General features: G+C 55.8%; 12 protein-coding genes. 3 read left to right on the plus strand and 9 right to left on the minus strand.

Features of this window, described 5'->3' with window-relative positions:
- Nucleotides 1–248 precede the first annotated feature (248 nt).
- A complete protein-coding gene (gene purL / locus R84865_RS05195; protein ID WP_435639021.1) occupies nucleotides 249–4175 on the minus strand; it encodes a phosphoribosylformylglycinamidine synthase in 3927 nt (1308 codons plus the stop codon).
- Nucleotides 4176–4557: 382 nt separating this feature from the next.
- On the opposite strand from purL, the gene R84865_RS05200 reads away from it, so the two are divergent.
- Nucleotides 4558–5109, plus strand: coding sequence for a chorismate--pyruvate lyase family protein (locus R84865_RS05200; RefSeq protein WP_435639022.1), 552 nt, complete (start codon nucleotides 4558–4560; stop codon nucleotides 5107–5109).
- A gap of 196 nt (nucleotides 5110–5305) precedes the next feature.
- On the opposite strand, the gene tadA is transcribed toward R84865_RS05200, so the two are convergent.
- Both tadA and nadE read right to left on the minus strand, forming a co-directional pair.
- Nucleotides 5306–5770 (minus strand): tRNA adenosine(34) deaminase TadA, encoded by a 465-nt coding sequence (gene tadA, locus R84865_RS05205; RefSeq protein WP_435631196.1) that lies wholly within the window; start codon nucleotides 5768–5770, stop codon nucleotides 5306–5308.
- A 16-nt stretch (nucleotides 5771–5786) separates the two neighbouring features.
- Nucleotides 5787–6635: an NAD(+) synthase gene (nadE, locus tag R84865_RS05210; protein ID WP_435630962.1), complete on the minus strand. Its 849-nt coding sequence runs from the start codon at nucleotides 6633–6635 to the stop codon at nucleotides 5787–5789.
- Nucleotides 6636–7083: 448 nt separating this feature from the next.
- Between nadE and R84865_RS05215 the strand changes: the two genes are divergently transcribed.
- Nucleotides 7084–8535, plus strand: a complete 1452-nt coding sequence (locus tag R84865_RS05215; RefSeq protein WP_435639023.1) for an anion permease — start codon at nucleotides 7084–7086, stop codon at nucleotides 8533–8535.
- A gap of 254 nt (nucleotides 8536–8789) precedes the next feature.
- The gene (mqo, locus tag R84865_RS05220) at nucleotides 8790–10292 is read left to right on the plus strand and encodes a malate dehydrogenase (quinone) (RefSeq protein WP_435630964.1); all 1503 of its coding nucleotides are present in this window, start codon (nucleotides 8790–8792) and stop codon (nucleotides 10290–10292) included.
- Between the two features lie 138 nt (nucleotides 10293–10430).
- Here the strand turns inward: mqo and R84865_RS05225 are convergent, their stop codons facing one another.
- The 6 genes from R84865_RS05225 to trhO form a co-directional block, all read right to left on the minus strand.
- Complete coding sequence (locus tag R84865_RS05225) at nucleotides 10431–12509, minus strand: prolyl oligopeptidase family serine peptidase (RefSeq protein ID WP_435639024.1); 2079 nt, start codon at nucleotides 12507–12509, stop codon at nucleotides 10431–10433.
- A 287-nt stretch (nucleotides 12510–12796) separates the two neighbouring features.
- A complete protein-coding gene (cls, locus tag R84865_RS05230) occupies nucleotides 12797–14212 on the minus strand; it encodes a cardiolipin synthase (protein ID WP_435639025.1) in 1416 nt (471 codons plus the stop codon).
- An 894-nt stretch (nucleotides 14213–15106) separates the two neighbouring features.
- Nucleotides 15107–15394 carry a hypothetical protein gene (locus R84865_RS05235; protein ID WP_435630967.1) on the minus strand — a complete coding sequence of 96 codons (288 nt, stop codon included), beginning with the start codon at nucleotides 15392–15394 and terminating at the stop codon, nucleotides 15107–15109.
- Entirely contained in the window at nucleotides 15391–20523 is a 5133-nt protein-coding gene (locus R84865_RS05240; protein ID WP_435639026.1) for a two-partner secretion domain-containing protein, read from the minus strand. Before R84865_RS05240 ends, R84865_RS05235 begins: the two co-directional genes overlap by 4 nt.
- A 247-nt stretch (nucleotides 20524–20770) precedes the next feature.
- The gene (locus tag R84865_RS05245) at nucleotides 20771–22438 is read right to left on the minus strand and encodes a ShlB/FhaC/HecB family hemolysin secretion/activation protein (protein WP_435639027.1); all 1668 of its coding nucleotides are present in this window, start codon (nucleotides 22436–22438) and stop codon (nucleotides 20771–20773) included.
- A 704-nt stretch (nucleotides 22439–23142) separates the two neighbouring features.
- A complete protein-coding gene (trhO, locus tag R84865_RS05250; protein WP_435639028.1) occupies nucleotides 23143–24090 on the minus strand; it encodes an oxygen-dependent tRNA uridine(34) hydroxylase TrhO in 948 nt (315 codons plus the stop codon).
- Nucleotides 24091–24454 lie beyond the last annotated feature (364 nt).

Raw genomic sequence — 24454 nt, forward strand, 5'->3', positions numbered from 1 at the left:
CCGCTCCTATTCATCGCCTTAGCTAGCACGGCCGCTGATGCGTGTGCAGTGAGCCATCGCATGGCGGAAGGCGGTTGGCTGAGCCTCTGCGGATACCGAACGCCGAGCTTTGACCGTCCTAGCTCGGCTGCTTTTCGTCAGGCATAAAAAAACACCCGCTCGGCCGTTTTGATTCAACCGATCGGGTGTTTCGCGGGAAGATACGGTGCTCGCTGCACCGCTCTTCACGACGTTACGGAATATCGCCGTTAGTCGACAAATACCCGTGCGTTGCGGAACATCCGCAGCCATGCGCCATCGTCGTTCCACTCCGCCGGACGCCACGAGTTGGTGACCGCACGGAATACGCGCTCAGGGTGCGGCATCATAATCAGCACGCGGCCATCGAGGGACGTCAGTCCGGTAATGCCTGCCGGTGAGCCGTTGGGGTTGGCCGGATACTGCGTCGTGGCGATACCGTAGTTGTCCACGTAACGCAGTGCGACCTGCCCTCTGGTGTGCACGTCGCGCATGACCGCATCGCTCTCGAAGCGCGCCAGCCCTTCCCCATGCGCTACCGCAATCGGCATTCGCGAGCCTTCCATTCCGGCCAGCATTACCGCATTGCTCTTCTCGACAGCGACCATCGACACACGCCCTTCGAACTGCTCGGAGCGATTGCGTACAAAGCGCGGCCAGTTGTCGGCGCCGGGAATCAGCTCAGCTAGCTGCGACAGCATCTGGCAGCCGTTACATACGCCCAGCGAGAAGGTGTCGGTACGCTCAAAAAACGCCGCAAACTGATCGCGCACCGCGCCGTGATACAGCACCGACTTGGCCCAGCCACCGCCCGCGCCCAGCACGTCGCCGTAGGAGAAGCCTCCGCAGGCGGCAAGCCCTTTGAACGAATCGAGTGCGGTACGACCTTCCAGCAGATCGGACATGTGCACATCGACGGCTTCGAAGCCTGCGCGATCGAAGGCGGCGGCCATTTCGAGCTGACCGTTAACGCCCTGCTCACGCAGAATCGCAACGCGCGGGCGAGTATCAAGGTTCAGGTAAGGCGCGGCAACATCCTCGTTCACATCGAACGAGAGCTCGGCGTGCAGGCCCGGATCCTGGGTATCGAGCAGCGCATCAAACTCCTGCTCGGCACACTCGGGATTATCGCGTAGCGCCTGAATGCGGTGGCTGGTGTCCGCCCATAGCCGCTGCGCCGTGACCCGAGGAATGTCGAGCAGTTGGCTGCTGCGGTGGGACACAATCAAGCGATCATCGCTACGCGGGCGCGCCACGTCTTTGACCGCATCGCCCAGCCCCGCCTCGGCAAAGCGCTGGTGTACGGCATGAATATCCGCATCACGCACCTGAATGACCGCGCCTGCTTCTTCGTTGAACAATGCCGCCAGAGCATCTTCTTTAGCGTCGACCACATCGTCCAGGTGAATATTCAGGCCCAGATGGCTAGTGAAGGCCATCTCTGCGAGCGTTACCGCCAGACCGCCATCACTGCGATCGTGATACGCCAGCAGCTTGCCTTCCGCGTTGAGCGTTTGAATAACGCTGAAGAACGCCGCCAGATCCTGGGCCGATTCGAGGTCCGGGCACTGATCGCCTACCTGATCGAACACCTGCGCCAGCGCCGACGCGCCGAGGCGGTGCTGACCACGCCCCAGATCGATCAGCAGCAGCGTACTCGGCTCACCGCGCTGTAGTTCGGGCGTAAGCGTTTGCATGGCATTGGCGACCGGCGCGAAGCCGGTCACGATCAGGGAAAGCGGTGCTGTCACCGCCTTCTGTTCGCCTTCGTCGGTGCGCCACTGGGTGCGCATCGACATCGAATCCTTGCCGACCGGAATGGCCATGCCCAGCGCCGGACACAGCTCCATGCCCACCGCTTTCACCGCTTCGAACAGCGCCTGGTTCTCACCAGCGTGATCAGCCGCGCTCATCCAGTTGGCAGAAAGACGTATATCCGACAACGCCTCTACCCGCGCTGCGGCCATGTTGGTCACCACCTCAGCAACCGCCATACGCGCAGAAGCCGCCGCATTGATCATCGCCGAGGGGGTACGTTCGCCAATGGCCATCGCCTCACCAGCGAGGGTGTCATAGCTAGCCGTGGTAACGGCACAATCAGCGACCGGTGTCTGCCATGGGCCAACCATCTGGTCACGCGCCACCATGCCGGTAATCGAGCGGTCGCCGATAGTAATCAGGAAGCCTTTGGAAGCGACTGCGGGCAGCTGTAGCACGCGCTCGAATGCCTCGCGCAGTTCAACACCATCGAAGCGCAGCGACGCATGGGCAACGGTTTGCTCATCGTAGCGACGCGACATTTTTGGCGGCTTGCCAAACAGCACGTCCATCGGCAGATCGATCGGCGTTGATTCGCGCTCACTTGGCGCGGCGCCGGTCTCGATGCGCCCATCGTTGACGGTCAGGGTATGGGCTTCGAGCGCTTCGCCCACCACCGCATAAGGGGCGCGTTCGCGCCGGCAAATGGCGTCGAATCGCTCAACATCGTGAGGTGCAATTGCCAGCACGTAGCGTTCCTGCGATTCGTTACACCACAGCTCCAGCGGGCTCATGCCAGGCTCGTCACTGGGCACCGCCGCCAGATCGAACAAGCCACCGCGCTCACCATCCTTGACCAGCTCCGGCAGCGCATTCGAAAGCCCGCCCGCACCAACGTCATGAATGAAGCAGATAGGGTTCTGCTCGCCCAATGCCCAGCAGCGATCGATCACTTCCTGCGCACGCCGCTCCATTTCAGGGTTGTCACGCTGTACCGAGGCGAAATCGAGCGCCGCATCGGAGCCCCCGGAGGCCACCGATGAGGCCGCCCCGCCGCCGAGGCCGATCAGCATGGCGGGACCGCCCAGCACGATCAGCTTGGCTCCGACGGGAATGTCGCCTTTCTCAACGTGCTCACTGCGGATATTGCCGTAGCCGCCCGCCAGCATGATGGGCTTGTGATAGCCGCGGCGCTCGCTGCCATTGACGGTTGGCGCGTCGATTTCAAGGGTACGGAAATAGCCCGCCAGATTGGGGCGACCAAATTCATTATTGAACGCGGCACCGCCGATCGGGCCCTCGATCATGATATCGAGCGCGCTCTTGATGCGTTCAGGACGGCCGTAGTCGGTTTCTTCCCACGGCTGTAGATAGCCGGGAATGCGCAAATTGGACACGCTGAAGCCTGTCAGCCCCGCCTTCGGTTTGCCCCCCACACCGGTCGCGCCTTCGTCGCGAATTTCACCGCCTGCGCCCGTTGCCGCACCAGGATGCGGCGCGATGGCGGTGGGATGATTGTGGGTTTCCACCTTCATCAAAATATTGATCGGCTCACGCGTTGCGCCGTACACATGGTGCTGCGGATCGGGGAAGAAGCGCCCTGCGGTGGTGCCCTCGATAATCGCCGAGTTGTCGCTGTAGGCCGACAGCACGCCCTCGGGTGACTGCTGGTGGGTGTTGCGGATCATGCCGAACAGCGAGCGCGGCTGGGCTTCACCGTCAATCGTCCAGTCAGCATTGAAAATCTTGTGTCGGCAGTGCTCAGAGTTGGCCTGCGCGAACATCATCAGCTCGACGTCGCTGGGGTTGCGGCCAAGACGGGTGAAGGCCGCGACCAGATAGTCGATTTCATCGTCGGCGAGCGCTAGCCCAAGACGACCATTGGCTTCCTGCAGCGCCGGCTGCCCCTGCCCGATCACATCGACCTCGCTGAGTGGACGCGGCTGATGCTGAGCGAATAGCTGGACGGCATCGGCTTCATCGAAGAGTACGGTTTGAGTCATGCGGTCGTGCAACAGCTCAACGATGCGCTGGCTCTGCTCTGCTGACGGCATTGCAGAGGTGACCAAATGGTACGCAATGCCGCGCTCAACACGCGCCACCCCCTCAAGGCCGCAGTTGCGCACGATATCGGTGGCCTTGGTTGACCACGGCGACAGCGTACCTAAACGCGGCACCACCAGATAAAGCGCCCCATCCCGCGCACGGGCGTGCTCACGCGCGTCGAGCAGTTCGCCAAGGCGTTGCTGCGTCTGGGCATCCAGCGCATCAGGCGTGTCGATGAAGTAGACAAAATCGGCAGTAAGCGATTCGACGATGGGAACCGATTGACGCAGTTGGTCGATCAGTTTGGCGTGACGGAACTCAGAAAGTGCTTCAGCACCTCGCAGTTCGAGCATGACAACGCGGCCTCTTTGCATTGGCAGTAGAAGTCAGGCATGGGCACATCGATTGCGCTCGGCCCACCGCCCAGGAAGGAGCGCACATGATACTGGAAAGTGAGCGATCAGACGATGGCAATTACACGCTAAAAGCAACGAAAACGCCGTGGACTGGCGCAGCGCCTGGCTAACCGAGCTCTACAGCGCCGCTGGCAAGCGTACTAACAGCGGGTTGATAGCGACTGATGAATGACCATTCACCGAGGCGTGATAAACCACGATGGAGCGCCAGCGCCCCCATTCAGACGGCCTTAAGTAACGTTGAGAGAACCATCGGTTTGGATGAAGTCAGTGCGCCAGACCGCTACAATCGGGCACTTCCTGAAATTTGAGTGATGTTATGAACGCTATTGTGTGCCGCTGGCAGCGCCACTGCCTCGATCAACCCACCGCACAGCGCCAATGGTTGACGCTTCCCGGCTCACTAACGCAAGCGCTACGCCGCTGCGGCACTTTTGCGCTAGAGGTTACTCTGGAAGGCTGGTGTCGATTGAGCCATGACGAAACCGAGGTGCTGAAACTACCGGCCAACAGCCGCGGCTGGGTACGCGAAATAGTGATGAGTATTGACGGTATTCCCAGTGTCGCGGCAAGGAGCGTGACCACCGCAGCCGGTTTGCGCGGCCCGTGGCGAGGGCTGCGACATCAGGGACAGCGCCCGCTTGGCGATATTCTCTATCACAATGGCGCCATCCGACGTACGCCGTTTAGCTTCTCAACGCGTAACACCGGCCACGCCGCTGAGCAGCTAGCAGGCCCCGCGCGACGCTCGGTGTTCTATCGCCGCCATCACCCGCTGCTGATCAGTGAACGCTTCTTGCCAGCATTTCTAGAACGCCACGGCAAAGGCTCGCCGCAGTGGCTGCCACCGCGTTGGTCGCCCGCAGAATAGCAATTTCCGTGGTAGCAGCAGCGCCGTCTTCTCGGCCGCTTAATCGCCAAAGGGCCGCCATCTGCGCATTCGCAGAAAATCACACCTTGGCTTGCCTCACGATCGGCAGCACAGCGGTGCGCCGAACGTACGGCGACCGCCTGCTTCAATCGCTGTACGCGGCGAGCAGCTCGACGCACAAGGCAATACACCACTACTAGCGAGAGGCGCTTCGACGTTCGCTGAAAAAGCGTTTGAGAAGCTGCGCAGAGGCCGACGCTAATACGCCGCCTTGAATGAGTGGCTGGTGGAAGTGCCATGGTTGGGCGGCAAGGTTGGCCCGAGATTCGATCATTCCCGACTTTGGCTCCGCGGCGGCGTACACCAATCGCGCCACGCGCGCCTGCATAATGGCACCCAAACACATCATGCAGGGTTCCAGCGTAACAAACAGCGTACAGTCGAGCAGACGGTAGTTGCCCAACTGCGCTGCCGCTGCGCGAATTGCCTGAACTTCGGCGTGGGCACTGGGGTCGTGACAGCCAATCGGTGCGTTATAACCGGCACCAATGATCGCCCCCTCGGCCGACACCACCACTGCCCCAACCGGCACTTCTCCCGCGTCAAACGCTAGCCGCGCCTGATCCAGCGCTCGATGCATGTAAAATTCGTCACTGCGCAACGCTGGATCGGGCTGATCACTCACCCTGCTGCCACCATTGGTCCTGCGGTGTTACCGGCACGGTGCGTTTATGGCGTGTTGCCATGAACAACTGCTCAATGCGCTCGGCCACCTTGTCGCTGACCGCCTGACCTTCGAGATAGTCGTCGATATCAGCGTAACGCACGCCAAGCGCGTCTTCGTCGGGCAGCGCAGGACGATCGTCCTCGAGATCGGCAGTGGGCACCTTGAAGGTGATGCTGTCGGGCGCATTGAGCGCTTTCAGCAGCGCTGCTCCCTGACGTTTACTGAGGCCGGTAAGCGGTGTGATATCCACACCGCCATCGCCATATTTGGTGAAAAAGCCGGATACCGCCTCGGCGGCGTGATCGGTGCCGACCACCAGACAGCCTAGCTGCCCGGCTAGCGCATACTGCGCCACCATGCGCTCACGCGCCTTGATGTTGCCGCGCACGAAATCACGCAGTCGATCGGGCGCGCCCTCGAGCGGAGCCAGTGCTTTAGCTGCCGCCGCCGCGCTGGCATCGGCCGCTTCCTTGATATTCACAACCAAGCGATGATCGGGCGCGATGAAATCCAGCGCGACCTGTGCATCGTCTTCGTCGGCCTGCTCGCCATAGGGCAGCCGTACCGCGTAAAAACTGACCTCACTGCCCTGCTGGCGTAGGCCTTCCACCGCTAACTGGCAGAGTCTGCCGGCCAGCGCCGAATCCTGTCCACCGCTAATGCCCAGCACCAACCCTTTGGTGCCAGTGCGGCGCAAATAGCGCTGAATAAAGCTGACGCGTTCGGCAATTTCCTGCTCGGGGTCAATGGCTGGATTCACGCATAGTTCTTTTATGATGGCGTTGCGCAAGGTGGTCATTGGTCGCGGACTCGTGAAAGTGGCTGAAATGGGACACCTACCAAGAGTATCTGATGCATCGCCGCCTGCCTATAGGGTGACATGCGCCAGTTAACGCTAGCCGTCGTTGCCGGCGCTCAATCGATAATGAGGGGGGCGCTAATGATACTTATAGTCAATGCAATGAATGTGGAAACGGAATTAGCACTCACTCAACGTCCACTCTTGTGACATACTATAATTAATCCTTAAGGATAATTGACGCGTTCCGCTGCAACCGTCTCAATCAAACGGCCACTTGTCATGTCTGACTGCTTACTGCCCCGTCACTGCCAGTTCCGTTCCTCCCCTGCACACCACGATCGGGCTATCGAGCGTCCATTAAAGCGTCCAAATTCTGACGATCATCTCCACGCCAGCTGCGCGCGTTGTACTTCTACCGCTTCCCTTCCACTTGCAGGAGAATGGCATGCGCCGTTGGCTTAACATGTTGATTCCAGTGCTTTGCACTGTCGTACTACTGCTCTTTGATGCTCCCCAAGGACTTTCCCCCCAGGCATGGCACTTCTTCGCCATCTTCGTTGGTGTAATTGCCGGACTGATTCTCGAGCCTATCCCGGGCGGCGCCGTGGGGCTCGTAGCCATCGTCATCATTAGCTTGACCAGCCGCTGGACCTTGTTCAGCCCTGAACAGCTTGCTTCCGATCACTTCAATGTGCCCGACGAAAGCTTTAGCTGGGCGGTGTCGGGATTTAAAAACGCGACGGTCTGGCTGATCTTCGGTGCCTTCATGTTCGCTACCGCGTATGAGAAGACGCACCTGGGCCAACGAATGGCCCTGCTGCTGGTTAAAAGCCTTGGACGCCGTACGCTGCTGCTGGGCTATGCGGTCGCCCTTGCCGATCTGGTGCTAGCTCCCTTTACGCCCTCGAATACGGCACGCAGTGGCGGCACGGTGTATCCGATTATTTCAAACCTGCCGGCGCTTTACGGCTCGAAGCCCAACGACAAGAGCTCGCGCTTGATTGGCTCTTATCTGATGTGGGTAGCCATTACCACCACCTGTGTTACCAGCACCATGTTCATGTCGGCACTAGCGCCCAACATCCTGTCGGTCGCGCTGGTACACGATGCAATCGGACTGCATATCTCATGGGGCACCTGGTTTATCGCTGCGGCGCCGCTGGGCATATTGCTGCTGGTCGCGACACCACTGCTTAGCTATTGGCTCTATCCGCCGGGTATCAAGCACAACGATGAAGTCCCTAAATGGGCCGCGGACCAACTGAAGGAGTTGGGTAGCTTATCGCGCAACGAAATCCTGCTACTGGTACTGGTGTGCATTGCGCTGGTGCTGTGGATTTTCGGCACCGCGTATGTAAGCCCCGCCATGGCAGCGCTGTTGGTGATTGCGGTGATGCTGATTACCGGCGTGCTTGAGTGGTCGGACATTACCGGTAACAAGGCCGCCTGGAATACCTTCTTCTGGTTTGCCACACTGGTAGCATTGGCGTCGGGGCTATCGCAGGTGGGCTTCATCCATTGGCTGGGGCGCGAAGGGGGCAGCCTGTTACACGGTTCCAGCCCGCTAACGGCCATTATCGTGATCGTGGTGGCGTTTTATCTGCTTCACTATCTGTTTGCCAGCACCACTGCGCATACCACTGCCCTACTACCCGCCGCGCTGGCCATTGGTCACGCAGTACCGGGCATCGACATGCAGCTGTTAAGCATGATGTTGGTAGCGTCACTGGGCTTGATGGGCATCATCACCCCTTATGGCACCGGCCCCAGCCCGATCTATTTCGGCAGTGGCTTTCTGCCTGCCGCCGACTACTGGCGATTGGGCACCATCTTCGGCGCACTGTTCCTGATTCTGTTGCTGGCCATAGGGCTACCGTGGATGGAGTTGGTGCTGTAACACAGGATGACTGATGGGCGGGCCGAGCAACCACACTATTGCGAAGGATCCCGGCCCATCCCCAGTGATCGAGAGCACAGAGAAATTAATACAACATTATGTGACACTAAGGGCAACGAGAGTGCTCTGCGAAGGCAACTGCTCAGGGGCAGCTCGCCCCACTGCAGCCTTCCAGGCATTCCCAACATTAGCCGCGCATTTTCGCGTAGTAATAGCACATAATGAAATAACACAAGGCATTCGGGAGAGCGTAAATGAGTGACGAGAACACTGAGCAGGTTGATGTACTGCTAATAGGCGCTGGGGTAATGAGCACAACGCTGGCGACGCTTTTGCATCATCTTGAGCCGGGCCTCTCGATCGAAATAGTGGAACAGCTCGATGGCGCTGCGCAGGAGAGCTCCAACGCGTGGAATAACGCAGGCACCGGCCATGCGGCCATGTGCGAGCTGAACTATACACCGCGCGCGGCCGACGGCTCGGTGAATATCGACAAAGCCGTCAACATTAATACCCAGTTCGAAGAATCGAAGCAGTTCTGGAGCTATCTGATTGAGCAAGGCGCGCTCGATGCACCGGAAAACTTCATTCATCCGGTGCCTCATATCAGCTTTGTGCGCGGTGATGACGACGTCGCTTTCCTGAAGCAGCGCTATGAGGCCATGAGCGCGCACCCCTGCTTCGCTGATATGACCTTCACCGAAGATCACGATGAAATCAAACAGTGGGCACCGCTGCTGTTTGCAGGACGCACCGGTACTCAGTCGCTGGCCGCCACGCGCATGCGTCAGGGGGCCGATGTCGACTATGGCGCGCTGTCGCGAGACCTGATCGGCCATCTTGAGAAAGAGCAAGCGGTCAAGGTTGCCTACCAGCAGAAAGTAACCGGGCTGGTGCAGGATGCCAACGGCCACTGGTACGTTGATATCAGCGTTAACAACGGTGCAGAAAAACGCACCGTGCGTGCTGGCTTCGTGTTCGTAGGTGCGGGCGGCGCTGCACTGGGTTTGCTGCAGAAAAGCGGTATTCCGGAAGCCAACGGCTATGCCGGCTTCCCGGTGAGCGGCCAGTGGCTGCGCTGCGACAAACCCGAGATTGTCGAACAGCACACCGCCAAGGTGTACAGCAAGGCATCCGTGGGTGCGCCGCCGATGTCGGTCCCCCACCTCGACACCCGCGTCGTCGATGGTAAGACATCGCTGCTGTTTGGCCCCTTCGCCGGCTTCACTACCAAGTTCCTGAAAACCGGCTCGCTGCTCGATTTGCCCGAAAGCGTGCGTTTCAACAACATCAAACCGATGCTGTCGGTCGCCAAGGATAACTTCCCGCTGGTGAAATACCTGGTGCAGCAGGTGCTGCTATCGCAGAAACAGCGCGTCGAAGAACTGCGTGATTTCTACCCTGACGCCAAGGACGATGACTGGCGGCTACAGGTTGCTGGTCAGCGCGTGCAGGTAATCAAGAAAGATGCCGAGAAAGGCGGCACGCTGCAGTTCGGTACGGAAGTAGTTGCCGCTAAAGACAACAGTATTGCTGCTCTGCTGGGGGCTTCTCCCGGCGCGTCCACCGCGGTATCGATCATGCTGGGACTGCTGGAACGCTGCTTTAGCGACAAGTTCTCAAGCGAAGCTTGGCAGCAGAAGCTCAACACGATCTTCAGCGCTCGTGCCGCTGCCCTGGCCACCGATGGCGAATTGCTCAACAAGGTGCGCACTCATTCGCACTCAGTGCTGAAACTGACAGCGCCCGGCGAGTAATACCGCTTCGGTAGTTGCGCCGCTGCCAAACGCACCACACAAAAGCCCCGCCGTTGAGTGTTCATCAACGGCGGGGCTTTTTTATTGCCACTAGCGTGTCGGTGCACCGCCCTTTGCTCGCGGCGGCTATTGCGCTCGCTACTCGCTAGCGGTCAGGTTGTCCCACAAGAACTGCGTGGTCATGGCGATGCGCTCAGCACTTTGGCGATTATCCACGGAAGCACCGTGGCCACCTTCGGTGTTCTCGTAGAACCACACCTGCTGGATGCCCATGTCCTGCATCTTGGCGGCCATCTTGCGCGCCTGTACCGGCCCCACGCGATCATCGCTGGTGGCAGTGTAGAACAGCACCGGCGGATAGTGCGTGTTGGCGTCGATGTTGTGATAAGGCGAGAAGGTGCGGATGAACTGCCACTGATCAGGCTGATCGGGATCGCCATATTCGCCGATCCACGATGCCCCCGCCGACAGATGGGTATAGCGCTTCATGTCGAGCAGCGGCACCTCACTGACAATGGCACCGAACAGCTGCGGATAGTGCGTTAGCATATTGCCCGCCAGCAGACCGCCGTTGCTGCCGCCTTCCGCGCCCAAATGCTGCGCTGAAGTAACGCCGCGCTTGGTCAGGTCGCTGGCAACCGCCGCGAAATCTTCATAGGCACGCATACGATGCTGCTTAAGCGCCGCCTGATGCCAGCCCGGGCCGTATTCACCGCCGCCGCGAATATTGGCAATCACGTAAACGCCACCACGCTCCAGCCACGAGCGGCCAATACTGCCGCTGTAATCCGGCGTCAATGAGACTTCGAAACCGCCGTACCCGTACAGCAGTGTGGGATTGCGACCGTCCAGTTGAATATCCTTGGCAGCAATCTCGAAGTAAGGGATGCGGGTGCCATCGCGGGAGGTAGCAAAGTGCTGCTGCACCTGATAGCGCGAAGCATCGAAGAAGGCCGGTGCCTGCTTCAGCTTGTCAGGGGCTGCGCTGCTATCGAGCGAGCCATAGTAAAGAGTGGCGGGCTTCAAGAAGCCTTCTACCGACAGCCAGTAGTCGTCGTTTTCTTCGTCATCGACACCGCCTGCACTGATACTGCTGAGCGCGATATCATCCCCCAGCGGGCGACGCTGCCACTCCCCCTGGCCGGGAGTCACTACTTCTACCCGACCGGCCACGTTGTCCATTTCGTTGAGCAGCAAATGGTGCCGAGTGGTGGAATAGCCCGCCAGTGAGCGCGTGGCGGTTGGGGTAAACACCTTGACTAGATCACGCTTTCCGGCCATGAAATCGTCGAACTTAGCGGCCAGCAGCGAACCTGCAGGATAGTGTTGCCCTGCTACTTGCCAATCACTGCGCAACGAGATTAGCAGCCACTCACGATACGGCGAGGCGTCGGCATCGGCAGGAATCTCGATTTTCTGAAGTTCTCCTTCTGGCGTGCGCCAAAAGGTCTCGCCCTCGAAGAAAGAGCGCTGGCGATGAAAGAAATCGCGCTCGAAACCTTTGGTAAAATCGTGCCCGCCCATCACCGTCAGGTCCTGGGGCTCACCCTCGAAGACAACCTTAGCGCTGGAAAGCGGTGTACCACGCTGCCATAGCTTGACGATACGTGGATACCCGGAGGTAGTCATCGAGCCAGCGCCAAAATCGGTGGCGACATAGAGATGATCGCGATCACGCCAATTGACATTGCTTTTCGCTGCGGGCAGCTCGAAGCCTCCCTCCACGAACGTCTTGCTGGCCAGATCAAACTCGCGCACCGCGCTGGCATCACCGCCATCAGGCGACAGGTTAATCAGACAGCGCTGGTAGTCAGGTGCCAGACAGCCAGCACCGTGCCACACCCAGCGTTTGCCTTCCTGCTGGCCCAGTGCATCGACGTCGAGCAATACCTCCCAGCGCGGCTGCTCCTTGCGGTACTCATCGAGCGTGGTACGGCGCCACAGACCGCGCGGATGGTCTTTGTCGCGCCAGAAGTTGTAGAAGTACTCCCCGCGCTTCCCCACCGCCGGAATACGCGCATCGGAATCGAGTACTTCCAGCACGCGATCACGTGTACGCTGATACGCTTCGCCTGAGCCAAAGCGAGCCAGCGTTTTACGGTTTTGCTGCTTGACCCAATCGAGCGGCTTCTCGCCATGAATATCTTCCAACCATTGCCATTGATCGCCTTCTGCAGAAGTGCTGGCAACATTGGGGTGAGAACTGGCATCAGACATGCAGGAAACTCCTAGAAAGCATAAGGCAGTGCACAACACGCTAACCTTCATTGTTATTGGCCTCTTCAGGAAAAAGCGATAAAGACGTGCAGCAGCTGTTGTTTTTTTAACGCTAATAATCCGCGCAGCGCCCGACTTTACGGCGGGCGCACTGCTTCTATTAGCCACGACGGCGATGGGATTGCAAGCGGCGGTCTTCACTGGGGGAATCGAAAACTACCGGCGCCGCAAAACGCGACGCCGGTAGCCATCGAGAAGCAAACCTTCTCTTACACAGCACGCTGCCGCTACAGAATCGGCGCTACCAGATTGGCCAGCCGCCCTCCTATTTGACGCCAGATGGGCACCTGATCGAGCGCCTGCTGGTCCAACTCGCGCGACTCGCTGAAGTCGTGCAACAGCATTTGTTCGATTTCGCTAGCGAATGCAGCATCGAAGGTGGCGACCATCAATTCAAAGTTAAGCCGCAGCGAACGGTTATCGAGATTGGCACTGCCGACCACCGCATACTCGTCGTCAACCAGCCATACCTTCTGATGCACAAATCCCTGACGGTAGTTATAGATGCGCATGCCGCTTTGGAAGGCGCGCCGCATAAACAGGCAACTCGCCAGGTAAACGGTAATGTGATCCGCTTGCCCTGGCACCAGAATGCGCACATCAACGCCGCGATTAACCGCCAGTTGCAATGCCGCAAACACCGCGTCATCCGGCACCAGATACGGCGTACTAATCCACACTCGCTTGGTTGCCTTACCAATCAGCTCGAGCAATTCCATAACGCAGGTATCGTTACCATCGGCAGGGCCCGTGGGCAGCGCTTGACACTTCTTATCGCCAACCGGCTCGGTGGCTGCCATGCCCAGCTCGGGCAACTGTTTTGTCGTCCAATACCAATCTTCGGCGAAGGAATATTGCAAGCAGTTGATGATGGGGCCACGCAACTCGATATGCGTATCGCGCCAAGGCGCCAGCGGTGGCTCCTTGCTGATATAAAGATTACTGACGTTGTGCCCGCCAACAAAGGCGCGCTCACTGTCCACGATGACCAGTTTACGGTGATTGCGGAAATTCACCTGAAAACGGTTATAGCCAATCCCCGAAGACGTCACGAACTTGTGCGCTTTAATGCCACCCTGCCGCAAGCGTTCCAGCGTGGAGCGCTTCAAGCCGTGGCTACCTATCCCATCACACAGCAGCATGACATCGACGCCGTCGGCCGCGCGCGCCAGCAATTTATCGAGCATCTCCTGACCGAGCTCATCCTCGGCAATGGTGAAAAACTCCACCACAATCTGTGACTTCGCATGGTCAATGGCGTCGAAGATGGCCTCGAAGGTTGCCTCGCCGTTGACCAGAAGGCGAACGTCGTTGCCTTCCAGCATCGGCATTTGTGTCAGTTTCGCCGCGGCAGGCAAGCCCTGATCGCCCTGCTCCGCCACCGAACGGCGCCATGGCACGTCACCAATACGCGTGTTGACTTCGTTACGCTCATCACGACGCGCCTTAACGAATGACTCAAAACGATTGCTGCCAAAAATAAAATACGGAATCAGCGCGAAGTACGGGAAGACCACCAACAGCACCGCCCATGCGATAGCACCCTGCGGCGTTCGCGAGCGCCATATCGCGTCGATAGCCGCAAGAATGCCACCCAGATGGAACAGAAAGACAATAATACCGAGGGTCGAAACAGTGCTCATGAGAGGGGATGTTCACCTTGATTAACAGTGTGTTGGTGTGCCGGCCTGGCTGACTCGGGGCTTATGGCAGGGCACGGGAGATAGACCGCGACTCGCCCACAACAGGACATACCAACCCTGCACCGCCCCGACAACCGCACCGAAAGGAGCCATTCTGCCGCGATAGCCGACGATAACAGCCTAAACCTTGCCTTAGCAGCTAAAGCCTAGCAACAAAACACCGCTTAATAAGTAAAACTTTACCCACTGCTCGCCAACCGCACATCGACAACCTGAATGTCTAACGCTCCTCTCGCACCGTCCACCTTGGCGGTCCACTGCTTTTTCCGACATCACCGCCCTATTCCTACGCCATCGGCCATCACAACATACGCGTACTTTGGGGGTATTGAGGGCGGCTATTGCTCTCTCACCTTTAGAGGCGTTGGCAGGCGTTGGCGTGAGGTGTTTACAAGTTTGGGGAGGAGTGCCTAAGAAAATCTGGCTTTGTGCGTGAATAGCTAGCGGATTACCTCTGGCATTAGAGAGCGCATCTTCACCACGACTACCAGTCTTGAGCTTTACTAGGGCCCGCCCAGCACGGATTAACTTCAGACGCTATCGGCCAAGCCTATGAACTTTAAGACGCGCTACAATTCCCGACCGTGAGGTCTGGTTAATCACTTTAGCGCTAGTGTTGCAGCGTTCTTCTCTTAAAATTCCAATTTTTGTGAGAAGTAACAGCGACAGCCAAAGACTATTTACCCAAAAATGATCATCCTCTTTGCAACACACTGTATGAGCACAAGTCATGAGCCCAGCAAACAGCGCGAAAAGTTACAGAAGTTGAATCAATAATAGATGCTGTAAAAAAGCTCTTGCTGAAAATAGCAAGAGCCTTAGCGAAACCGAAGTTCAATCTTTCTTAATATTTACTCGTGTTAATTCGCCGTCAGGAGTCACACCTATACTAGAGCCGTTGTAGAAGTCCTCCCTTTTGTATTTTTTACCAGTAGGTTCTATCTCATCTCTGCCTACACGATAAATATTGAACATTCCTTCGACGCTGATACCGTATCCATATACAATACCATCTTCCTCGCTTATGCCCATCACAATAGCCTTTTTATTTCTTAGTTCGGGACTCTTAGCACAGTCCCTGACCATGACTTCACTGTAAAAATCTATTCGATCAACACTCATTTATGGGTAATCCTCCCATCTAAAGATACGTTAATATGCTTACCATCCCTAGATAGATGGCCTAACATGGACTGTCCTCTAGGAGACAACTGTACGTCCCATTCAAACGCTTGACCAGCTGTTCTGCTGGGACCTTTAGTCCATTCATTACCAAACCTATCGAAATATCCATTGTTTTTTCCCCTCAATAACGGACTACTGGGATGGTATTTCTCTTCAGGAACAAATCTAATTTTTCCCACTGTAGGTAACTGAGCATATTTTAGTCGGGCTTTAATTGACCAGGGTTTGGCTGCGCCTAGAGACCCATACGGGTTGAAGGGAAGATCATCGACGTAGCTAAATTTACTACTGTCGATTACACCGACCGATTCGACAATTTTTTGTTGCATGGTCGGCGTTTTTTTTATACTCGAAATTAGCTCGACACCTTTAACACCGTATCTCGCTACTCCGCCTAGCGGCAAAAATATAAGAGCTATATCTGTGGCTATTTTTCCGGTCTCTAACCCCGAGGTATAGGCGCCGCTTACGCCGGCTTTTTCATAATTTTCTTTTATGCTATTTATTCGGTTTATATAGTCTTGCTTAACGTTGTCTGCCAATTCACCCCAGGCATTATTTTTGACCAGTTCGGTCAGATTTCCGAACAGCTGAAGCGGGTTTGCTGCCGTATCCAGAATGGACATCCCCATATCCGCCATGTTCGCGGGAATGCCTGCGATAAATCCTGCAGCCAAGGCGCCGTCCTGCTTACCGTCCTGTAGGCCCCATTTCATTCTTATAATTTGCCGGTCCCACATGGAACTAGCGTTGGCGAGTTCCTTTTCTTGCAGTTCTATCTGATGATGAGTGAGATAGTTATAGCGGAAGGTATTCTCGCCACCGGTGGCGCCGCTGTAGGCTCCACTTGGATCCTCGGTAAATACGGCCCCAGCCACACCACCCAATGCTCGCACTAACTGAGCCTGGCGTTCTGATTGCTCGGCCCAGTCCTTCGCTTCAATCGTATTATCGCCAAGAGTGATCGCAGCCAACTCTGCGGCGAGACTGCCGGCTATTGCACCTCTCTTGTTACCCTTGCCTATTTCAGCGGTCATGCCGGATAACACCGCATGCGAAACCGCTTTACCTGGCGCGCCGAGAACGTCGCCGTTATCGCCGATGATTTTGGCGCCTTGCGCTTGAATCTGGGAGGCGCTGTTGGCTAGCAGGGCATCGACCAGTTGGTCCTTGAAACTACCGCCGTAAATGGCCTGATTGACGCTCGCTTCGAACATGGTTTGTGCGGCGACACGGCCTGCTACTGCATTCCATTGGCCGTCGTTTAAGCGTGGCAAAATGCCGGAGTTGGGCGTCGGTGCTTTGCCGAAAGCGACCGCGTCGAGGCCAGAAAGAGAGCCGTTGATTGCCATCGAGGCGATAATGGATTTCACCGAATGGCTACTACCGAGCTCCTTGAAGGCTTTGCTGAGATTGCCTTGGTTGTTAACCACGGCGACAGCAGCCTGGGAAGTTAACGCGGCCATCCCCGCTGTCGCCGCTCCCTCAAGAGCAACACCCGAGGCCGTGGTTGCGCCAAAGGCACCGATACCAGCGCCCGATGTTGCGGCAGCAACGGCGATGGCAATAACAGCCCCAACGGTTGGGTTGAGCGATTTATGCGTGTGGTGCCAGTTGGAATAAGCGTCTTGTACGGTGTTCCATTGCACGTCCTTGCGCTTATTGATGTCTTTCAACCACCCCAGGCCAGAGGTCTTTGCCAGGGTGTTAACAGCGTCATCGAGGGACTGCCCTTCCCGACGCTTGATATCGGCAGTAACTCCCTTAGCGGCGTCTACGGTAAGCGCACCGCCTGTATAAATAACAGGAAGCCGCCACACATCCTCTTTGAACCCTTTATCGGTGCTCTTTATATAGAAGCCAGAAGACTTCGAAATAGTTTGGTCGAATGTGCTGTCTTTAACCGCCTTGAAGTTTACTTTCCCTTGCTCACTGGTTAATGCGGCGTTCTTGCCCGCGCTAATCTTGCTTGCCTCGTAGGTGCTGTCGTCTCGGCTAAGAAGATTGATATCGTTTTGGGCAGTGAAATGAGCGACCCGATGATGAACATCGTCATGACTATGTTTCTCTGTTTTATGACCACCAAAAACGCCGCTGAGCCCCCCTTTTTTCTTCCGTTTTTTCGTTTCGTAATGGCTGGTTTCCTCTTCCGCTGATGCAAATAGGAACCCACCTTTGGCAGCAGCATCTAAGTTACCGTATTTTCCTCTTATGCTACTGGCCTGAAACAAAAGGCTTTTTAGTGATAAAATATCAACATTATTTCGGGACCACAGGAAAGAGGGTTTTTGCGTTTTCCCCTCGGTGTGCCCATGATGAACGAGGTGGTAAAAGTACAGCGGCACGCTACGCAGTGATGTATCGCCGCCGCTGGATATGTGCATATCTCGGTTGGCACGTAACTCACTTCCGTAGAGGTCGATAGCACGATCTGCTGCCAGCGAAATGGAACCCGCGCCTGAATGAAGATCAGCAAAAACTATCTTGTCGTCAAAGTTTTTGCCATCGACAATCCTATAAACATGAGCGCCGAGGTTAATATCGCGCCCAGCCATTAGGTTAATATCTTTATTGCTGGATATTTTAGTTGCGGGAAGCAATAAATCCCGGCCGGCAAGAAGCGTTACGCCATTTTTGCTATTGAGAGTACTGATTAGTTCAGGCGCACGAGAGGTGGCAAAAAACTTATTAAAGGCAGGATCCAACGAGAGAACAGGCAACGTAATGTCCTGTCCCGCGCTCAGGTTTATCTTGCCTTGGTCTGCATTCATCCTCGCTTTGGTGATGTTTATATTTTGACCGGCGAGCAGAGTGATATCGCGATCTGTGAAGAAGCTGTTCGCATCCTGAAGACGGCGGTCAAAAGAGGTCTGTTTTAATGATAAATTTCTATTTTGCGATTCGGGACGCTTGCCCAAATAATCATTGGAAGACGAGACATTTATAGAGCCGCCAGCGCTCAGGAGCAATTCCCCCGAATGCGTTGTTCCTATGTCATTTACATGAATATTTTTACCAGCCTGAACTGATAACGCATCCTTGGCATAGATAAGCGGCAAGGTGGACTCACGAGCATCACTGAAAAGATTATTCCAGCCTTCAATACTAATAGTGTCGTTTCTGCTAATGAGATCGATATTATTGGCGAGCAGATCAGATTGCTTTAAAGCGATACTGTCGTTACTACTGAGCCAAAGGTCCTTACCTACATCGAGGTAAGCGCCCTTCATGTACACTTTGCCTGATGAAAGTAATTTAAGCGTTTGGCTAGCGTTTACGCCGGTCGTAATATCGATGTACCCACTATTAATCAGAATATTTTTTGCTTTAAGCGATTCGGTAGGATGGTTATAGTGAATTTCCTTCGCGTCGGGCAGGTTACGCTCACGCAGCGTAACGTTGCGACTGAAATCCAGTACCAGGTCTTCACCCGCGGTAACGGTTGCCGGATCAGTACCGGTTATCTTGGCAATGGAGTAGTTTCTCACCGACCATTGACCGTTCTTGCCTTGCGTCAGCAGCTTGTATCCATTTGTTTCAGCTAACTGACCAGACACTCCCGTATAACGTTGCCCTGCTAAATAAACATTCTTTGCCGCACTTATGCGGCTTTTATCGTTTGTGATGTCTGCGGTATTTGCGTACAGATTTCCGCCGGAAGAAATAACGCCTGGCGCAGCAGCGTCGGTAACTCGATCGTACTTACGGGAAACGTTGAAGTTTCCATCGTTGTACAAATCCACGTGGCCAAACCACTTGTTAATTCCGTGGTCAGAGAGGGATTTGTCATTGACGCTAACGCTCTGCGAATCGGGCTTCACATCGACAGTTTTGGTGTGATACCAGCTTCGTTTATTAGTCAACGTATCAGCGCGAATAACCAGATCACCGGCATTGGTTTTGATAGTGCCCGAGCGGTTCTTGACCTCGGCACTCTTATGTCCAACGGCATTTTTCTGGATGGTGAGATTGCGGTTTGCCTGCAGCAGCGCGCCGTCCTCGTGGTTATCAACCTTGTTGGCGAGCAGCCTGAAGTCATTGCCTGCCTTCCAGCTACCCGCATTGGCAAAGGATGGCGTAACAACGGTGATATCACGCCCCGCTTGGTAGCTGCCGCTACGCGCTCCCTCCACATAGGGAGCACGGACATTCAGATCCTGTTTCGCCTTAATGCTGGCGCCTTTCAATTCACCGGCGCTTTCGATGGTGATATGGCCGCGCCGGCTTTCCAGCTCGCGGCTATTAATGCCTACCCCTTTCTCTGTGGCTATCAGCCTGATGCTATTGGCATACATCCCCCCTATGCCCTTGCTGTCTAAAGCAACAGAGGGAGGCTTGTATTCGCTGTTGGGGGCACCTTTGGTTGAGACCGCTCCGTTGCCATAATCGATGCGATTACGGCCGAGGGTAACCTTCAACTGATTGGCTTCTACCCTGCCCCGCAGTTCGGCCACATGACCGATAATCTCGACGTAATTCAGCGCACTTCCGCTATTGGCTTTGAAAGTGCCTTGCAATCCGTTAGTACCAACAACAATCTTGCCGCCATTCACATCTAGCGCGGCCAGAGCGCCGTCTTTATCCAGCGTCGGCTTACCGGTAGTAAGCGTGATGCCCTGCATATTGGTGAATTGGCAGCCATCGCAGCTAATCCCGTTGGGGTTGGCAATCATCACCGCTGCCTTGTTTCCCGCGACATCCAGAGTGCCTTTCAGCTCACTGCGCGATTTGCTTGTCACCTCATTAATGATCAGCCCTGCCGGTTTGCCCTTTAAATTCGGGTTGCCCTTGATGTCGCCGGAAAGCGCCCCCCAACCGTCCTTGGTTTGGTTATTAAGCGTTACCCCGGACTTATCGACGTTGAAGTTCTTGTATTGGTTATGCGAAATACCACTTTTGTTAGGGGCCGCTATATTAACGACCGTGCTGCCATTCTGATGAATAACCGTCGTTTTCCCATTGGCCGCAGTAACACCGCTTGCCCAGGCACTTTCAATCGATTGGAATAAAAAGGTGGATAGCAGGATAAGCGCCGTGGCCCGACGCAAGCGTGGCTGATACGCCATTTCAGTGGTTCCCGTGCATGATGCCGATCATTGGTGAGAGGAGTGGTTTTAATTTTTTAAGGGATGTTTTAACTACTTTTGATACCGAGCCGGTACAGAGAACAGCTCGCGTACAGCGCCAGCCTTAAAAGAATGGCGCGCAACACATCGACCGCAGCACACTCAACGCCGAGCGGCTGCGGTCGTAATCAATAAAGAGAGTGAGAACGGTAAGCTGTTGCCAAGCCTTACGGACGCAGAACAGCGCTTACAAGCTCGCGGAAATTCGCCAGTAGGTAATCCATCGATCAGGGGAAATATCCGCTGAATGAAGGACGGGCGTTCCCAACGTGAACGATTGACTTATATGCCTGCCTTGCAGCGCCAACGACAGCGCACTGCCGAGCATGCCGCCGCCGGCAAACTGGTCGTGCTGGCGGTCGATCCAACCGCCATCCAGCGCCCAGGAAATAACCGGCTGACCGAGTCCAGCGGGCAGCTCAGAGAGGCTCCAATCCAGTTGATGGCGCCAGTACCCGCCTCTATTCCCGGTGAAATACTGGTTTTTAAATCCGCGCACCGAATACTCGCCGCCCGCTGAAAGCTGTTGGCTGCTGTATAAATCATCCGCCGTCGTTTGAAGGCTTAAATAAGTGATGTACGAGAGATCGCTGGTAAGAGGGTAAAAATAACTACTGGCAAGATTCCAAAGCGTTGGACGATGGGTAGGCATTCCCTCGGCAGCGGGCGCATGCGCCCCCAGACCACTTATGCCTTGAGTGAGCGATGGCGCAACAGTGAAGTATCCGCCCGCTAGCGTTGTCGCGTAGTTGACTCTCACCGAGACCATGGTCAACCGAGGGCTGCTTACCGCGAGCTGCTGATGGGCCAACGAGCTGTCCTTGGCAATGCGCTGCAGTGATCCACCCAGGCTTAATTTCTGCTGACCATCACGATAAAGCAAGCGATCTGCCGTTAACTGCTGCTGGCGGTTCATTTCACGATAAGGCCAGGAGGCCCCCTCGCCCGATAGCGTTTGACGCGAATCTACCCAACTGGCATTCAAACCGAATGTCCAGGCACCGAGGGGAAGCGACATGCTGAACGCGCCATACTGGTTACGCGTGCCTGAACGCAGCTCAAGATCATGCCCCGCGTTAACGCTCCACTGGTCGAACAGCCCCAGCGGGGAGTCGAGAGTAAGCCCGATACTGCCCTGCCGCTCGCCGATGCTTTTTTGACCGCTGTTATCGACGCTGGCATTTATCGAAAGCGGTACGGTTTGATTGCGATGTTTCAGCGCGACAACGGAATACCCGGGGCGGGAGCCTGGTTCGATATCAATGGTGACCTGCTGGGTGGGTAAGCGATTAATCTGATCGAGCCCCTGTTCCAAGGTACGCAGATTAAGCACACCACCGACCGCGCCCGGATAAATCATCGCAAGACCGGCAGCGTGCTGACCATCAAGGGTGATCGCTTCGATACGTCCCGGCTCTACCCTGAGTAATAGCGTGTTATTCCCCACTTGCTGAGGCGGCAGCACCACGCGCGATGTAATCAGCCCTTGTGCGATCAGCTGATTGGACGCTTCGTCGGCGGCATGTTGCAGTTGCGCAACACTCAAACATTGGTGCTGATACTGCTGCTGCCATCGCTTCTTAAACGAAGGTGACGCTATGCGTGCCTGATCCTGCCAATGGAAGGTTGAAATGCGCACGCAAGGCGCATAGTGATCGTCGGGAACGGCATCGTTGTGGGGTGTGATATCTGTCGATGACTGCAACGATCGTCGCTGCTGCTCGGCCGCATCCAATGCCTCACGCTGGCGCTGCTGAATCAGTGTTTGAGTGGCAGAAGAGGTCGCTGACTGCGCATAAGCAGCCGAACTGAGCGCACTGCCTAAAAGCAGTACCAGAAGTAATTTCAACAGCATTGCATGAACCAGAAGTAAGAACGGCGGATAATGGCGATGGCGAGACGCCCAAAAGAGACGACCGATGACGATTAAAATAGTGTGATTGTTTGTTCACCAATACCGTTGGGCGTTGCAGATGGTGATTGCTATACGCTTGGGCGCGCCCTACTCGTCACCTTCTCCCTCGAGAGCGCTAACAACCACGCTACCGCCACTACGCAGCGGCGCATTAAGAAGCATTTACACTTAGGGAAAACTAATCGGAGATAATAATATTACTGGTTTCGCTATTTTTCCTAGCTAAATATTTTATTTTTACCATTTAATAAGCAAGATAATCGTTCGCAAACTTACTTTATTCAAACTGTACTTATTAATTATTTCTTCAATCATTACTGATAACAAATAGAGACCACCCTATCTACCTATTCCGGACACAAAAAAGCCCACCATATAGGTGAGCGTTTGCGCCTATCGCGATACGATCTGGCTGTTCGTAATGTATATAGGCTTCTGTCGGGGAAATAGAGTGCTCGAAGGAGGCCAGCTTGCACCGCCAAGAACGAGCAGGCCGTCTACCAGAAAGGAATCTTGGAAGAGTTTTCATGAAAGCTGGCGCATGCCAATCAACAGCACACGCATTTCAGAAAAGAGTCAGCAGCACGGAAGATCACACTAAGCCGCCTCTCGCTGTTAAGAGATAAAGGCGGCTGCGTGCAATGTTAGCGCTGCGTGTGCCCAATGGGATGCGGCTGGTGGCGCTGCTTGGCCAGTTCGATCTGTTTCTGGCGCTCTGAAGCACGCTGACGCGTTTTCTCGCTCAGCGTGTTCCAGCAGTGTGGACAGCTAATGCCAGGCACATAATGCTCTGATTCGCGGTCTTCGTGGGAAACGGGATGGCGGCATGCATGGCATTGGTCGAACTCGCCTTCGCTCAGGTCATGCTTGACGGTCACCCGGTTATCGAACACGAAGCATTCACCGCGCCACTTGCTCTGCTCTTCAGGAATCTCTTTGAGGTAATTCAGGATACCGCCTTTCAGGTGATAGACCTCTTCGAATCCTTCGTTCAGCATGAAGCTGGAGGCTTTCTCACAGCGGATACCGCCGGTGCAGAACATGGCGACCTTCTTGACCTTCTCGGGGTCGTAGTGGCCTCGCACATAGCCAGGAAATTCGCGGAAGGTTTTGGTTTTCGGATCAACCGCGCCTTCAAAAGTACCAATATCCACCTCGTAGTCGTTGCGCGTATCAATCAGCACCACTTCAGGATCGTCGAGCAGGCGGTTCCACTCTTCCGGCTCCAGATAGGTACCCACCTTCTGATTGGGATCGACGCCCGGCACGCCCATGGTCACGATTTCTTTCTTCAACTTGACCTTGGTGCGATAGAAAGGATGTTCGCTGGCAAGCGATTCCTTGTATTCCAGCCCCGCAAAACGCTCGTCTTGCGCGAACCACTCGAGCAGCGCATCGATGGCTTCACGAGTGCCTGACACGGTGCCGTTAATACCTTCAGCGGCCAGCAGTAGCGTGCCCTTGATATCGTGATCGAGCATGAAGGAACGCAGCGGCTCGCGTAGCTGCTGGTAATCAGCGAGGGTGACAAATTTGTATAACGCGGCAACGACAATGCCGTCGCTCGGCTGCTCGAGGGCAACAGATGACATGATGAATCTCCACAGTGGTCGCCCGCGTAAAGGGCGGACCGTGAGTAATAACCGTACCCGCCATGGCGGGCGCGCATAGTATAGCAAGCTAGCCAACGACGATGCGATCCCCGCTGCGCGGTAGTATGCCGCACGGTTGTTAAGCACAACCGCCCCCTGTGCCCTGCCCCTGAAACGCTATTGTGGGTGCGAAATCCCCCTGTTTTCGTGTACCCTATGCGCCGCGGTAAGGCTCGCATTACGCGGCACTACCCGCTTGAATGATGACCCACGCGCTGTTGGCGAAGGCGCGGGTAACTGTTGATTGATCGCCACTTTGATTTCACCGCATTGGCTTTATTGCAAACGGATCGAGCACCGCTAG

It is taken from the genome of Carnimonas bestiolae, assembly GCF_051251145.1.
Taxonomy (GTDB): domain Bacteria; phylum Pseudomonadota; class Gammaproteobacteria; order Pseudomonadales; family Halomonadaceae; genus Carnimonas; species Carnimonas bestiolae.